At 26.2% G+C, this 14,375-nt stretch carries 16 protein-coding genes and 2 tRNA genes; 14 read left to right on the top strand and 4 right to left on the bottom strand.

The window, feature by feature from the left end:
* The first annotated feature begins 4 nt into the window (after nucleotides 1–4).
* A complete protein-coding gene (locus PB7211_RS05050; protein ID WP_008545261.1) occupies nucleotides 5–781 on the top strand; it encodes an MBL fold metallo-hydrolase in 777 nt (258 codons plus the stop codon).
* Here the strand turns inward: PB7211_RS05050 and PB7211_RS05045 are convergent.
* Genes PB7211_RS05045 through PB7211_RS05035 form a run of 3 tightly spaced genes read right to left on the bottom strand, consistent with a single transcriptional unit; the run spans nucleotide 776 to nucleotide 2,991 of the window.
* On the bottom strand, nucleotides 776–1,318 hold the full coding sequence (locus PB7211_RS05045) for a glutathione peroxidase (RefSeq protein WP_156773048.1): 543 nt from the start codon (nucleotides 1,316–1,318) through the stop codon (nucleotides 776–778). The two genes, PB7211_RS05050 and PB7211_RS05045, sit on opposite strands and share 6 nt — an antisense overlap.
* On the bottom strand, nucleotides 1,315–2,496 hold the full coding sequence (gene nhaA / locus PB7211_RS05040) for a Na+/H+ antiporter NhaA (RefSeq protein WP_008544072.1): 1,182 nt from the start codon (nucleotides 2,494–2,496) through the stop codon (nucleotides 1,315–1,317). The genes PB7211_RS05045 and nhaA overlap by 4 nt, the downstream gene beginning before the upstream one ends.
* 6 nt (nucleotides 2,497–2,502) lie before the next feature.
* Nucleotides 2,503–2,991, bottom strand: coding sequence for a zinc-ribbon domain-containing protein (locus tag PB7211_RS05035; protein WP_008545777.1), 489 nt, complete (start codon nucleotides 2,989–2,991; stop codon nucleotides 2,503–2,505).
* A gap of 94 nt (nucleotides 2,992–3,085) precedes the next feature.
* Between PB7211_RS05035 and PB7211_RS05030 the strand changes: the two genes are divergently transcribed.
* The 10 genes from PB7211_RS05030 to PB7211_RS04985 all read left to right on the top strand — a co-directional run bounded on the left by PB7211_RS05030 (nucleotide 3,086) and on the right by PB7211_RS04985 (nucleotide 11,476).
* Nucleotides 3,086–3,162 (top strand) — tRNA-Pro (locus PB7211_RS05030).
* Between the two features lie 6 nt (nucleotides 3,163–3,168).
* Nucleotides 3,169–3,450, top strand: coding sequence for an ETC complex I subunit (locus PB7211_RS05025; RefSeq protein ID WP_008544869.1), 282 nt, complete (start codon nucleotides 3,169–3,171; stop codon nucleotides 3,448–3,450).
* 3 nt (nucleotides 3,451–3,453) lie between these two features.
* On the top strand, nucleotides 3,454–4,446 hold the full coding sequence (locus PB7211_RS05020; protein WP_008546101.1) for a putative transporter: 993 nt from the start codon (nucleotides 3,454–3,456) through the stop codon (nucleotides 4,444–4,446).
* On the top strand, nucleotides 4,446–5,393 hold the full coding sequence (gene glpX, locus PB7211_RS05015) for a class II fructose-bisphosphatase (protein WP_008544505.1): 948 nt from the start codon (nucleotides 4,446–4,448) through the stop codon (nucleotides 5,391–5,393). Before PB7211_RS05020 ends, glpX begins: the two co-directional genes overlap by 1 nt.
* Nucleotides 5,390–7,093 carry a single-stranded-DNA-specific exonuclease RecJ gene (gene recJ / locus PB7211_RS05010; protein WP_008544297.1) on the top strand — a complete coding sequence of 568 codons (1,704 nt, stop codon included), beginning with the start codon at nucleotides 5,390–5,392 and terminating at the stop codon, nucleotides 7,091–7,093. The genes glpX and recJ overlap by 4 nt, the downstream gene beginning before the upstream one ends.
* A 41-nt stretch (nucleotides 7,094–7,134) precedes the next feature.
* Nucleotides 7,135–7,209, top strand: a tRNA-Glu gene (locus tag PB7211_RS05005).
* A 17-nt stretch (nucleotides 7,210–7,226) separates the two neighbouring features.
* Nucleotides 7,227–7,490: a GIY-YIG nuclease family protein gene (locus tag PB7211_RS05000; RefSeq protein ID WP_008544054.1), complete on the top strand. Its 264-nt coding sequence runs from the start codon at nucleotides 7,227–7,229 to the stop codon at nucleotides 7,488–7,490.
* Nucleotides 7,465–9,591 (top strand): glycosyltransferase family protein, encoded by a 2,127-nt coding sequence (locus PB7211_RS04995; protein ID WP_008545150.1) that lies wholly within the window; start codon nucleotides 7,465–7,467, stop codon nucleotides 9,589–9,591. Before PB7211_RS05000 ends, PB7211_RS04995 begins: the two co-directional genes overlap by 26 nt.
* Nucleotides 9,591–10,565 carry a glycosyltransferase gene (locus tag PB7211_RS04990; protein ID WP_008544670.1) on the top strand — a complete coding sequence of 325 codons (975 nt, stop codon included), beginning with the start codon at nucleotides 9,591–9,593 and terminating at the stop codon, nucleotides 10,563–10,565. The genes PB7211_RS04995 and PB7211_RS04990 overlap by 1 nt, the downstream gene beginning before the upstream one ends.
* 8 nt (nucleotides 10,566–10,573) lie before the next feature.
* Nucleotides 10,574–11,476, top strand: a complete 903-nt coding sequence (locus PB7211_RS04985) for a glycosyltransferase family 2 protein (protein WP_008545543.1) — start codon at nucleotides 10,574–10,576, stop codon at nucleotides 11,474–11,476.
* Between the two features lie 4 nt (nucleotides 11,477–11,480).
* Here the strand turns inward: PB7211_RS04985 and PB7211_RS04980 are convergent, their stop codons facing one another.
* Nucleotides 11,481–12,434 (bottom strand): site-specific integrase, encoded by a 954-nt coding sequence (locus tag PB7211_RS04980; protein WP_008546144.1) that lies wholly within the window; start codon nucleotides 12,432–12,434, stop codon nucleotides 11,481–11,483.
* 313 nt (nucleotides 12,435–12,747) lie between these two features.
* Between PB7211_RS04980 and PB7211_RS04975 the strand changes: the two genes are divergently transcribed.
* From PB7211_RS04975 to PB7211_RS04965, 3 genes are read left to right on the top strand one after another with little or no spacing between them, the layout of a single operon-like run.
* Entirely contained in the window at nucleotides 12,748–13,224 is a 477-nt protein-coding gene (locus PB7211_RS04975; protein ID WP_008544484.1) for a DUF2938 family protein, read from the top strand.
* A 43-nt stretch (nucleotides 13,225–13,267) separates the two neighbouring features.
* Nucleotides 13,268–13,705, top strand: a complete 438-nt coding sequence (locus PB7211_RS04970; RefSeq protein ID WP_008546063.1) for a GNAT family N-acetyltransferase — start codon at nucleotides 13,268–13,270, stop codon at nucleotides 13,703–13,705.
* Entirely contained in the window at nucleotides 13,686–13,961 is a 276-nt protein-coding gene (locus tag PB7211_RS04965; protein WP_008544953.1) for a methylated-DNA--[protein]-cysteine S-methyltransferase, read from the top strand. Before PB7211_RS04970 ends, PB7211_RS04965 begins: the two co-directional genes overlap by 20 nt.
* The last annotated feature ends 414 nt before the right edge of the window (nucleotides 13,962–14,375 follow it).

The following is a 14,375-nucleotide window of genomic DNA, read 5'->3' as shown; positions in this document are numbered from 1 at the left end:
TAAAATGAAATTTATAATTTTAGGTTGTGGTAGTTCAATGGGTGTTCCACGTCCAGATGGTTTTTTTGGCAACTGCGATCCTAATGAAAAAAAAAATTATAGAACGAGATGTTCAGCTCTTATTAAAACTGAAAAAGAAAATGTTCTTATAGATACTTCTCCTGATTTACGTCAACAATTACTAAGACATAAAATAAAAAAAATTAATAAAGTTTTTTACTCTCATATGCACGCTGATCAAACTCATGGTATCAATGATTTACGATCATTTTACCTAAGTAATAAAAAACCAATCGAAGTTTTTGCTGATAAGTCAACATCACAATATTTAAAAGATAATTTTTCTTTTTGTTTTAAAAGTTATTCAAAGGAATATCCTGCAACATTAAAATTAAATAAGATTAATACAAAAAATAACTTATTTGTTAATAGTTCCATAAAAAAAATTGAAGTTAAGCCAATATCAGTCATACATGGCAATGTTAACTCAATTTGTTATATTATAAACAGAGAATTAGCTTATATAAGTGACGTTAGTGAGATTTTAAAAAAAGACTTAAAATATTTTAAAAATTTAAAATATCTTATCGTAGATTGTCTGTGGTATAATTTTCACCCATCTCATTTAAATTTAGAAAAATCCTTAAATCTTATAAATTATCTTAAACCAAAAAAAGCTATCTTAACTAATCTTTCTCCAGTACTTGACTATAAAGTATTGAAAAAATTAGTGCCTAAAAACGTTATTCCGGCGCATGATGGACTAACTTTAAACCTATAAGATATTTTCTATAGCCTTTATTAATTTTTTTGACAAAGGTTTTGTAAAAGATGCAAATGTATCTTCAACCTTACCATCCTTATTAATCAAAATTTTATGAAAATTCCACTTAGGTTCAGCTGATTTACCATGATTTTGCTTAGCCCATTTAAAAAGATCATGAGAATTTTTACCTTTTACTTCGGTTATAACTGTTAGAGGAAAGTTAATATTAAAGTTCACTTCACAAAATTCTTTAACAGCTGCATTATTATTTTTTTCTTGATTGAACGAATTAGATGGAACACCTAAAACTATTAATCCTTTTTCTTTATATAAATCCCACAATTCCTGTAATTCACCATATTGTTTGGTAAATCCGCAATAGCTGGCAGTATTCACAACTAAAATAACTCTATTCTTGTAATCTTTAAAATCAATTTTTTCACCATTTATACTTTCAATACTGAAATCATAAAATTTTTTTTCATAATTTGCTGTTGCTGATGTTTTAAAAAAAAGCATAAATATAGATAATAAAAATATTATTTTTCTCATTGATTAGGTTTATTTGGAGTAAGTAATATTAAAAAGTAACCAAATAAAGTTGATAATAACGATCCTGTTAATACACCAATTTTTACGCCATCCATATATTGCATGTTTTCAACAAAAGCTAAATTTCCAACAAATAAACTCATTGTGAAACCAATTCCTGTGAGAACTCCGACACCATAAAAATTGTACCAACTTGTGTTGTTGGGCATTTGAGCTACTTTTAATTTTATTGATACATAAGAAAATACAAATACACCTAATTGTTTGCCTAAGAATAGTCCTAGCACAATACCTAGAGGGACTTTATCTAATAATGAAGCAAAAGATAAACCTTCTAAAGAAACACCAGCATTTGCAAAAGCAAATAAAGGCATTATGCCAAAAGCAACATATGGACTGATTGCATGCTCTACTTTAATTAATAAAGAAAAATCTTTTTCTTTTTTTCTGTGTGGGATTGTTATAGCTAACAAAACTCCCGCAATGGTCGCATGTATACCTGAGTTATGAGTAAAATCCCAAAGGAAAATTCCAATAATTAGATAGGGCAAAAACTTTTTAATGTTAAACTTATTAATTACTAACAAGATTATAAAAGCCAATAACATTAAGGTTAAATACTTTATGCTTAAATCTCCTGAGTAAAAAAGGGCAATTATCACAATTGCTCCTAAATCATCAATAATTGCTAAGGCTGTTAAAAAAACTTTTAAAGATAATGGGACTCTTTTACCAAGCAAAGATAAAACACCTAAAGAAAAAGCAATATCAGTGGCAGATGGTATTGCCCAACCATTTAATGTTTCACTATCACCTAAATTTATAAAAACATAAAATAATGCAGGCACTAGCATTCCACCTACGGCAGCTATTATTGGCAATAAAGCCTGTTTAATATTTGAAAGTTCGCCTTGTAAAAACTCTCGTTTTATTTCTAAAGTAACAAAAAAAAAGAAAATAGCCATCAAGGCATCATTTATCCAGTGCAGTACAGATAATTTTAATCCAAAATTATTTATTCCTATAAATAGATATTTATTTAAAGTAGAAAAATATAATTCTGCCAAATCTGAGTTGCTAACAAATAATGCAACTATTGCGGCGAATAACAATACAAGGCCACTTGCTGCTTCTAGTTTAAAAAACCACTTAAAAGGTTTGGATAAATAGTTAATCATATGTAATTAAGATAGGTCTATAATAAATAGTTTAATATCTTGCAATGTTTCAAAAAGGTTAAATAAAAGGATTTCTAATCCAGGAAAAATATCAATTAATGGTGTTTTTAACGTATCAATTAAAATAACAAAAACAGCAAATGAAATAATCGAAACAATTATATATGATAAAAACTTACTAAATGTAATATTTTCAGATTTTTTAGGTAAATCGCTATTTTGAATAATATAGTCATTCTTAACATCATTATCTAATTCTTTTTCTAATTTTGCTTTTAATGACTCAGAAGTATCAGAAATTAATACATTATCATCGGATGGTTCAATTTTTTCCTCGATATTTACTTCCAACTTAAGTGGTTCAGCAATTTTATGTTCAATTTTATAAAACCAATTATGATTACAGGAGCCACATTGAAGGTTACGACCTTTAGATGGAATTAAAGCATCTTCAATTTTAAATTTTTTATGACAAGAAGGACAACTAATAATCATTTCTACTTATATAACAGATTTTCATAAAAAAACTCGAATTTTGCTAATCTTTACACTTTGAAATAATTAAAATGTACTGTAATAGTACATCGATCGGAGTGTAGCGCAGCCTGGTAGCGCATCTGGTTTGGGACCAGAGGGTCGCAGGTTCGAATCCTGCCACTCCGACCATGTATTATGAATAAAGCAATAATTTACATTCCAAATAAAAATCCTATGCAATCAGGAATAGCTAAAAATGAAAAATGGATTTTAGAATTTAGAACCAAAGATCCCACTAAAAATCCACTGATGGGATGGGAAAGTTCATCAGACACTTTAACAGAATTAAAATTAGAATTCTCTTCTAAAGAGCTTGCTATAAACTATGCAAAAAAAAAGAAAATAGATTTTGAGTTGATTGAACCTAAAAAAAGAAAAACTGTAAAAAAATCATATGCAGATAATTTTTTGAAATAATGAATGTTTAGATTTTTTAAACTTAAAAAATGGATTTTATGGTCTTGGTTTGGTTCAGCAATAATTTTATCATCTTTGTGGGTTCAAGTAAAAATAGATGTTAAGATTAATGAATGGTTTGGTCAGTTTTATGATATGATACAAAAAGCGTTAGGTGAACCTAATGCAGTTACTATAGAAGAATATTGGGCTAGCTTGTTATCATTTATTACACTTGCAGCAATATATGTTGGTGTTGCAGTAATAGTAAGCTTTTTTACTTCACATTATTTATTTAGATGGAGAACGGCAATGGTAGAATGGTACCATAGCGTTTATGACAAAGCTCGTAAAATAGAAGGTGCTTCTCAAAGAGTTCAAGAAGATACAATTAAATTTTCAAGAATAATGGAATCTTTAGGAACTAGTTTAATTGAAGCATTGATGATATTAGTCGAATTTATGCCTATACTATTTGGTTTAAGTGTAAGTATACCCATATTCTTTTTTGGTGATTGGGACTATGGTTTAATTGTTGGTGCACTCATTTGGTCTGTAGGAGGAACAATATTTTTAATATTTTTAGGATTAATTTTAAGATTGGTTGGTGTCGAGTATGATCTACAAAAAAAAGAAGCTGCTTATCGAAAAATATTAGTAGTAGCAGAAGATGACGGATCAGTAAGACCTAAATCAATTGAAGAACTTTTTGATGGTGTAAGACAAATTCATTTTCTTAGTTATATTAGGTATTTATATTTTAATATTGGTAGAATTGCTTATTTGCAGGCAAATGTGTTATCTGCTTATGTATTTTTAGCACCAGCAATTGTAGCAGGAGCTGTGACTTTAGGAGTTATGCAACAAATAATAAGGGCCTTTGGAAGGGTAGAAGGTTCAATGCAATATATACTTAAAGCTTGGCCAACAATAATCGAATTAGCAAGTGTTTATAAACGACTAAGAGAATTTGAGTCAAAAATTAACCAAAATGATTTTATAGATCAAAAAATTTAATGACATTAGATAAAAAATTTGTTGATCAATTTGTAAATGTTACAGTAAAAGCAGCCAATGCTGCATCGTATCTTGTTGGTAAAAAAGATAAAAATGCTGCCGATCAAGCAGCAGTTGACTCAATGAGATCTGAACTAAACAAAATTGATATGATTGGTAAAGTTGTTATTGGTGAAGGTTCGCTTGATGAGGCTCCTATGTTATATACGGGTGAAATACTTGGAAACAAAAGAGGTCCTACTTTAGACATAGCTGTAGATCCAGTAGAAGGAACAAACTTTGTAGCAAACAACCTGCCTGGTGGTATAGCAGTATTAGCAATTGCTGAAAAAAATAATCTGTTCAATGCTCCCGAAACATACATGAGCAAAATTGCTACTGGAAAAATTGATAAAAGTTTAATTGATTTAGATTTTACAATAGAAAAAAATATTAAAAATTTATCAGATTTTAAGAATAAAGAAATATCATCCATTACAGCTTGTATTTTAGACAGACCAAGACATAAAAAAATAATTGATCAACTTAAAGATCTAAATGTGAAAATTAAATTAATTTCTGACGGTGATGTCCTTGGGGCTCTTTTTGTTTCTGACCCTAAATATGAAGTTGATATATTTTTAGGTATTGGTGGTGGTCCAGAAGGAGTTCTGGCTGCATCTGCTTTAGATGCTTATGATTGTCATTTTCAAGGAAGATTTATATTTGATAATGATCAAGACATTAAAGATGCAAAAAAAATGGGAATTTATGATCTAAACAAAAAATATGAATTAAATGAAATAGTTAAAGGCGACTCAATTTTTTGTGCTACTGGAATTACTGACAGCAAAATTTTAAAAGGTATTAAATTAAACGATAATAGAATTGAGTCTGAAACATTGGTTACTCATAAAAGTTCGAATTTTAAAAAAATAATAAAAAAAACTAATTTAATTAATGAATGATATCCGTTTCAGGAAAAAAATGGATTGAAGAAAAAATTAGCAAAAATTCCATTGAAAAAATTAAACAAGATTTTAATTTTAGTGAAATCGTTTCAAAATTGATTATTTCTAGAAATTTTAATTATAAAGAAATTTATAGTATAGAAAATCCCTCTGTAATCCGAAATGAATTCAAAAATGATAAAGATTTTATTAATGCCTCTTTACTCTTAGAAAAAAGTATTAATAATAAAGAACTTATATGTATATTTGGTGATTATGATGTTGATGGATCAGCAGCAACATCTTTATTAGCTAAATTTTTTGATTATATTAAACAGCCTTATTTTTTTTACATACCTGATAGAGAGCGCGACGGATATGGTCCTAGTAATTCAGTGTTTAAAAAATTGATACTAAAAAAACCTAAGCTAGTAATAATGGTAGACTGTGGATCAACAGCGAATCAATCGATAGCTTATTTAAATGATAAGAAGATTAAATCAATAATAATCGATCATCATGAAATAGATAAACCATATCCAAAAGCTAATGTAATTATAAATCCAAAAAAAAATATTAATAATCTATCTAAAGACTATTACTGCGCAACAACACTAACTTATTTCTTTTTAGAAATTTTTATTAAAAAGATTAAATCATCTTTTGATATTACAAATTATTTAATTTATGTCTTATTAGCTTTAGTTTGTGATGTGATGCCATTGAGAAAAATTAACAGATATATTGGTTTAAATATTATCAAGGATTTTAAGATAAAAGATAACGTTGTATTTAGAACTTTATATGAATTATGTAATAAAAGAAATAATCTTACTATTGAAGATCTTGGATTTTTTATTGGTCCGATAATAAATTCAGGTGGTAGAATATCTGATTCACGTATTGCTGCTGATTTATTAATTTCTGAAAATCCTAATTTTGTTAAAGCAAAATTGAATGAATTAATAAGACTTAATAATATTAGAAAAGATATTGAACAAAAAATATTAAATGAAATTAATTTTGCTAAATTGGAAAAAGAAAATAAAGATGTTATTATTTATTACAATCCTACAATTAAAGAAGGTCTTATTGGTATTATCGCTTCAAGACTAAAAGATTATTTTAATAAACCTTCAATAGTAATAACTTCATCACAAGAGATACTAAAGGGATCAGCTAGATCAACAATTAATTATAATATTGGTAACGTAATCAAAAAACTAGTTGATAAAAAATTAATTCAAAACGGAGGTGGACATAATATGGCAGCTGGTTTTTCAATGAAAAAAAATAAGCTTAAAGATTTAGAAGATTTTATGTTAAAAGATTTTGCGCTCAAAAATAAAAAAACAAGTTTGGTTAATACCTACGAAGCAGAAATTTCACCTAATGCAATTAATATGGATTTTGTTAACGAAATTAATAAAATAGGACCTTATGGTAACAGAAATCCTATTCCTACTTTTCTAATTAAAAATCTAAAAATAACTAAAGTAAAAACTTTTAATGAAAAACATATTAATGTTATTTTTAAACCTAAAGTAGGTAAATTTATTAAATCTATATGCTTCAATTCACTAAATACAAAACTTGGCAAATATCTTTTGACATATAAAAAAAATGTACATGTAATTGCTCAAATTCATCAAAATTATTGGAATAATAATAAGGTTTTACAATTAAATATTAAAGATCTTTTTATTGAACTTAATTAGACTTGATAAATATAAACTTTTAAAATAAAAGATCACCTCATGGTCCCTTCGTCTATCGGTTAGGACAGCTGGTTTTCATCCTGCAAAGGGGGGTTCGATTCCCCCAGGGACCGCCAAATAAGCATAATTAATTATGGTTTACTATGTATATTTAATAAAAACCTTAGATGGTTTTTTAGATAAATCATATGTTGGGTATACAAATAATATTAAAAAAAGGCTTCATAAGCATAATTCCAATTTAGGTGCTAAATCGACTAGAGGCTATAAATGGGAAATTATTTATAAAAAAAGATTTTATTCCAAGAATAAAGCTCTTTCGTTTGAATACAAATTAAAAAAAGATAGAAATGAGAGATTAAGAATATTGAATGATAGTAAAAAAAAACGATATTAAAATAGCAACTATTTTACCATATAAAGAAAGCTACACTTTAGAGAATGCTTCAGCTGTATCTCTTTGGGTTTCACAATTTTTTAATAAGTCAAAATTTAAAAATAAAAATTTTATTTATGGAAATTCAAACTCTAAAAATTATTTATCTAAGAATTATATAAATATACCCCTTAAAAATCTTAAATCAAAATTTAGAAGTACATCATACGAATATGTAGAAAAAATATCCAAAAATATTATTAAAGAAAAATTTGATATAGTTGAAATACATAATAGACCATTGATATTATTTCAACTTTTAAAAAGAATAAATGCTAAATTTATTATGTATTATCATAACGATCCATTAACTATGTCTGGATCAAAATCAATTTCAGAAAGAGTTGAAATTTTAAAAAAAGTTGAGAAATTAGTTTTCATAAGCAAATGGGTCAAAAAAAGATTTTTTAAAGGTTTAGATAGCACCCAAGAAGATAAAACAGAGATAATTTATCACAGCACAAATAAACGAAAAAAAAAAATTAAAACAAATCAGATTGTTTTTGTAGGAAAACTAAATCATTCTAAAGGATATGATATATACAAAGATGCAATTATTAGAATTCTTAATGAATATCCAGATTGGCGTGCATTATCTTTAGGTGATGAAAGTAGAAGGAGTATTTATATCAAACATAAAAAACATAAAGAATATGGTTTTTTAAATCACCAAAAAACATTAGATATATTAGATAAATCTGAAATTGCTATTGTCCCTTCAAGATGGGAAGAACCATTTGGTCGTGTTTCATTAGAAGCTACTGCATCAGGATGCGCAACTGTTACATCAAATAGAGGTGGGTTGTTAGAAACATCAAATTACATAGTTCCTATTGATAATATTAATTCTGAAAAACTTTATATGAATATTAAAGATCTAATAAATAATAAAATTAAAAGAAAAAAAATTCAAAATTTATCTAGGAACAATGTTATTCATTTAATTGATAAAAATACAAAAAAAATTGATTTAATAAGGAGTAACATTTTTTCAAAATTTCAATTAAATTTTATTAAGAACAGATTAAGAATAATAAATTTATTTAATCAAGGTCAAAAAAATAATTATAGATTATTTAATATCTCGCTAGGAAAAAAATTTACAAATGGCTTCATTAGAAATAATCATGATGTTTTAGAAATTAGTGATCGTGATTATATAAAGAATAATCGTAGTCTATTAAATTTTAGAACTAACTTAGATTCATTTCAAAAACATTTGATAGAGGTAGTTAAAAATTATAATCCTGATTTATTTTTATTTGGACACACAAATAATATAAATTTAGAAACATTTGATTACATGAGATCAATTAATAAAAGTTTGATAATATCTCAATGGAATGAGGATCCTCTTATGCCTGGACTTGAATTCTCTACCAAAAATATTAAAAATATTAAGCCATATGTTTCTGTAGTTGATCATAATTTTATAACTACACACCCATCAATTTTAAAAAATAAATTTAAAAATCAGAAATTTAATTTTTTCTTTGTGCCAGTAGATAAAAATATTGAGTGTTTTGATGTTTATAAGTTAAACCCAAAAAAAGATATATTTTACGCTATGAGTCATGGAGTTAATAGAGGTATTTTAAAAAAAGGGTTTGAGGATAATAGAATTAATTTTTTGGATAAACTTATAAAAAAAATTCCAGATATAAATTATGATTTTCATGGATTTAAAAACAGACAGCCTATTTGGGGTAATAGTTTTAATAGAGCTTTAATTAATTCAAAAATGGGATTAAATTTAAGCAGGGGAACACCAACTAAATATTATTCAAGTAATAGAATAGCATCATTACTAGGTAATGGACTACTTACATTTATAGATAAAAAAACACAACTGGATGTTTTTTTTGATGATGAGAGGGAGGTAATATTTTACAATAATATTGATGATCTAGCTTCTAAAATTAATTTTTATAGTAAAAATGATAAGTTAAGAAAAAAAATAGCAAAAAATGGTAAAGCAAAATATTTTAAACTTTTTAATGGAAATAAAATTTCAAAATATATAATCGATATATCTTTCGGAAAAAAACCTAATTTGTTTTAATGAAAATTTGTTTCTTGGATAATTCACCTATTCCATACACACCAAATGATTTGAATTCAAAAGATATTAGAGGTGGTGAAAATGTAATAATCCATTTATCAAAAGAACTTGCAAAACTTAATAATAATGTTGAAGTTTTTAATAATAATTCAGAAAGTCAAACTTTTGATAATGTAAAGTGGACTAATATTAATAATACTAATAAAGAAAATGTTTTTGATTATGCATTCACAAATAATGATATTAGGCTTTTTAATAAAATCTCAGCAAAAAATTATATTGCTTTTTCACACAGTATTCAATCTATTGAAAAATTTATTCGTAAAGGTCAATTATTAAGTTTCTTAAAGTATAAACCTAAAGTTATTATTTTGGGAAAATATCATGATGATAATAGAAATTTCCTTTTAAAATTATTTGGAAAAATTAATCTCCAATGGGCGGTTGACCCATTATTTTTAGAAGCAGAAATTGATGATTCTAATGTAGAAAATAGAGCTATATTTACCTCGAGGAGAGATAGAAATTTAGATATATTAATTGATATTTGGAAAAAAAAGATATTTCCAAAAAACAAATCTATAAAACTTTTTGTTACACCAAGTGATTTAATCGAAAATAATTTTAATATATACTCTAGAAATTTTGATAATAAGATTTCATTGCTTAAAGATATGCTTAAATCTAAAGTGTTATTGGTGCCTGGTCATAAAGGCGAATTATTTTGCATAGCAGCTGAAGAAGCAAGAGAACTATGTATACCAATCATAACATTGGGTATTGGATCACTTTCAGAGCGTGTTGAGCATGGTATTACTGGATTTATAGCAAAAAATAGTGATGAATTTGCTGATTTTACATTAAATATTTTTAATAACTATAATTTATGGAATGAAATACGAAATAATTTACTAAATTTAAGAGGTTCTAAAAAATGGAAAACAGTAGCTTCTAATCTTTTAAAACAATTATAATTTAAATTATGACAAGTATTTATGAAGATATTACATTAATAATTGTAACATACAGAAGTGAAAAGCTTATTCAAAAAAATATAGAAATATTAAAAAAATTTCCTACAATAATAGTTGATAATTCTAATTCTAAAGAATTAGAAAAAATTATTTTTAATTATAAAAATATAGATTTTATAAGATCCTCTATAAATTTAGGATATGGAGCTGCAAACAATTTAGCTATTTCTAGAGCTACAACACCTTTTATTTTAATTGTAAATCCTGATATTTTAATAAATGAAGATTCTATTAATGATCTATTTAAAAATTTTTTAAATGATCCTGAAAATATAGGAATTTTGGGGCCATCATTATATGATCAAAAAATGCACAGACGTACTAACGGGACAATTTCATATTTAGATCAATTAAATGGTGTTAAAGTTTCAAATATATCTAATAATATTCCATCTTATAATACTTGTTGTAAATTTTTAATGGGTTGTTGCTATCTTATGCATAGAGATTTTTTTAATTCATTAGGAGGTTTTGATAAAAACTTTTTTATGTACTTCGAAGATAATGATTTATGCGATCGTACTTTAAAAAAAGGAAAATACATTATGGAAGTTCCTTCATCAAAATTTATTCATTTAGAAAATGCTTCTTCAAAAAAAAAATTTTTTACAAACTCCAAATTATCAATTATACATAAAATATCTTCTTATATTTATTTTAAAAAAAATAATAATGTTAGTTCTTTAATTTTTCGTATAATCAAAAATTTTATAGATTATTTTCAACGTATTATAATTAATTTTATAATCTTCAGGCCAAAGAAGTCATACAAGAATTTTTTGAGATTAATTTCAATTATTTTATACATTACGATGTTATACAAAGTAGTTTATAAAATTTGGAACATATAATATTTTAAATTTTAATTTTATTTAATGCATTATTTTTAAAGATATTGGCTTCTCTTATATATCTTCTAACCATTTGTGTTGTTTTATGACCTGTCATAGCCATTATACTTCTTTCATCTGCTCCTGACTCTGCTGCAACAGTTGCAAAACCTGATCGCAAGCTATGACCAGCAAAATTTTTATTTTCTATGCCTGATAAATTTAGATATTCTTTCATCAATAATACTACAGATTGGTCTGTTAATCTTTTATCTGTTAAAGATGAACCTTTGCTAAACCTTCTAAAAATTGGTCCTGAGCTAATCTTAGAAATTTCTAACCATTTTTTTAGATTAACTACTGGACAATATTTTTCATTAGTGAAGTAGGGTAGTCCTTTAATCATCCCCTCACCGAATTGATCAGTTTTTGATCTTCTGATAGTTATTTTAAGACCTTCAGGAACAAATTCTAAATCATCATGGTCAATTGAAATAAGTTCAGTTCGTCTAAAACCACCTCCAAAGCCTATTAAGATGATTGTCTTATCTCTTGCTTTCTTTATATCTTCTATTTTTTGTTCATCTATTACATTAATAATTGATTTTAAATGATTAATTAATAGAGGTTTTTTTCCTTTTTGAATGCTTCCTTTAACCCTTTTTATTCCCATTAAATTCTCAACAATGATAGGGTGTTTTGTATCTAAATAAAATCCTTTTAACTTATGAACCATGCTTATTGATACCAACCTTCTTCTTAGAGTGCTTATTTTTGAATTTTTAGAAAGATGTGTGAGGTATAAAGCTACTATTTTAGGTTCTGATGGTAACGAATTTAAACCGTGTTTTGAGCAAAAAGCTCCAAAATCTTTAAAATCTGATTTGTAAGCTCTCAAAGTGTTATTTGCTTTTGAGCTTTTAAGGTTATTTAAAGTTGCCTCATGAAGTAATTTTAAGTCTGTTGTTAGTTCGTTCATATTATTACTATTGATAACAATTAATTATCATTAGTAATATATCAGGAGTTTTCTAATGTCAAATAAAATAATTAATCATTTATGATGACAATTAATGATATTGAGAACAAAACATGGATGAAATAAGATTAAAAAATGGGCATTGACGGTGTAATTGAACCAATATATTTTTTAATAACTTCAATTGGTTTTGTAATATTAAGCTTTATTCAGTATAAAAAAACTGGAAAAACTCTAGAAACGATTTATTTGTCTATTTTAGCTGTTTTCTTTATAGTTTGCTTTATTATTTTAAATTTTTATTGAGTTAATATTGATTGATTTTTTGAGTATTTTCGTTGCAGGCATATTTTCTTGCATCATTTTAGATATTTTGGGTTATTTATTAAAAAAAATAGGTATTCCAGAACCCTCTTGGGGCATTGTAGGTAGATGGACCTTTTATATGATAAAAAATGGTGCTTTTTTTAACCCAACAATTATTGAAAAACCTGAATTTAAATATGAAGTATTGCTTGGATGGGTTTTTCATTACTTTATATCAATATCTTGGGCAGTTATTTACTATATTATCTTCATTAATGTTGGAATTAAAATGTCTTATTTTTCAGGGCTTATTTTTGGAGCAATAACAACTTTAGCTCCACTTTTAGTATTTTTACCTTTTACAGGGCAAGGTATTTTTGCAAAAAATACTGATAAACCAATTGAAACTTCTATTATTTTTCTTATTAGGCATTCGATATATGGTGTAGCGATGTATGAAGGTTTTAGATGGTTTACTATTTAATAAATTAACAATTACAATGTTTTATTTAATACTATTAATGTAAATGATTAGAAAAATTAAAAGAAAAGTTAAGGAAAATTGGATAAAATTATATTGTGGGTATGCTAGATTTTATAAAGTTCCTATGAAACAAGAGATTTTAGATACTTTATGGAGCTGGATACACGATGAAATTCATGTTGTTAATGGAATATGCTACGAAATAGAAGATAAAATCGTTGGAATAGCTCACTACAGAACAATGCCAAGACCAATTAAAGGTAAATATATTGGTTTTTTAGATGATTTATTCGTAGATGAAAATTTTAGAGGACAAAAAATAGCTCAAAAGCTTATAAAATACCTGGAGTCTTTGTCTAAAAAAAATAATTGGGAAGGAATTCGTTGGATAACCCACTCTTCCAATGAGACAGCAAAAACATTATATGATAAGATTGCTAACAATACAGGATTTGAATTATATGAACTTAAAAGGGACTAAATTTCAGATAAAAGTTTGGAATTACCTAAAAAAAATACCAAAAGGAGAAATTAGAACTTACCTGCAAGTGGCAAAAGCTATTGGAAAGCCAAAAGCTCATAGAGCAGTAGCTAATGCTATCGGAAAAAACCCATATGCCCCGAAAATACCTTGCCATAGAGTAATTCGGTCCGATGGAGGTCTTGGTGGATACTCAGGTAGAGGGGGAATTAAGACAAAGCTGCGATTATTGAGATCTGAAAAAGTTAATATTTAGAGGTATTTTAAGCCTATTTTATCGTCAAAAAACTAGCATAATCAACAATTTTTCAATTTTTAAGTATATTTTAGCATAAATAGTGCTATGCACCCTTTAGTTGTACTATATATCGAGATATAGCAAAATAAAGCACCTCTATGGCCGATTAAAACATATATTCTATAACTGCATTGCTCTAGTTTGCAATGATACCAAGGTTAATTTAATGTGCAAAATCTTATCAATTTTAAATGAATTTCTTCAACCCTACTCACCTATTTTTATATTTATTCAAATAATGAAAATTCAAACCTTAAAAAACCATTGCTATTAAACATTTTAAAAGCTTACTGTTAATTCTGTATTTTTATACTTGTCTTATTTGCCTTTTTTCTCTGATTAGTATCCAAATTATCTTATTATTTTTTAAAA

It is taken from the genome of Candidatus Pelagibacter sp. HTCC7211 (genome assembly GCF_000155895.1).
Taxonomy (GTDB): Bacteria; Pseudomonadota; Alphaproteobacteria; order Pelagibacterales; family Pelagibacteraceae; genus Pelagibacter.
Note: the sequence above shows the minus strand (reverse complement) of the source record. Positions and strands in the feature narration are given on the sequence as shown.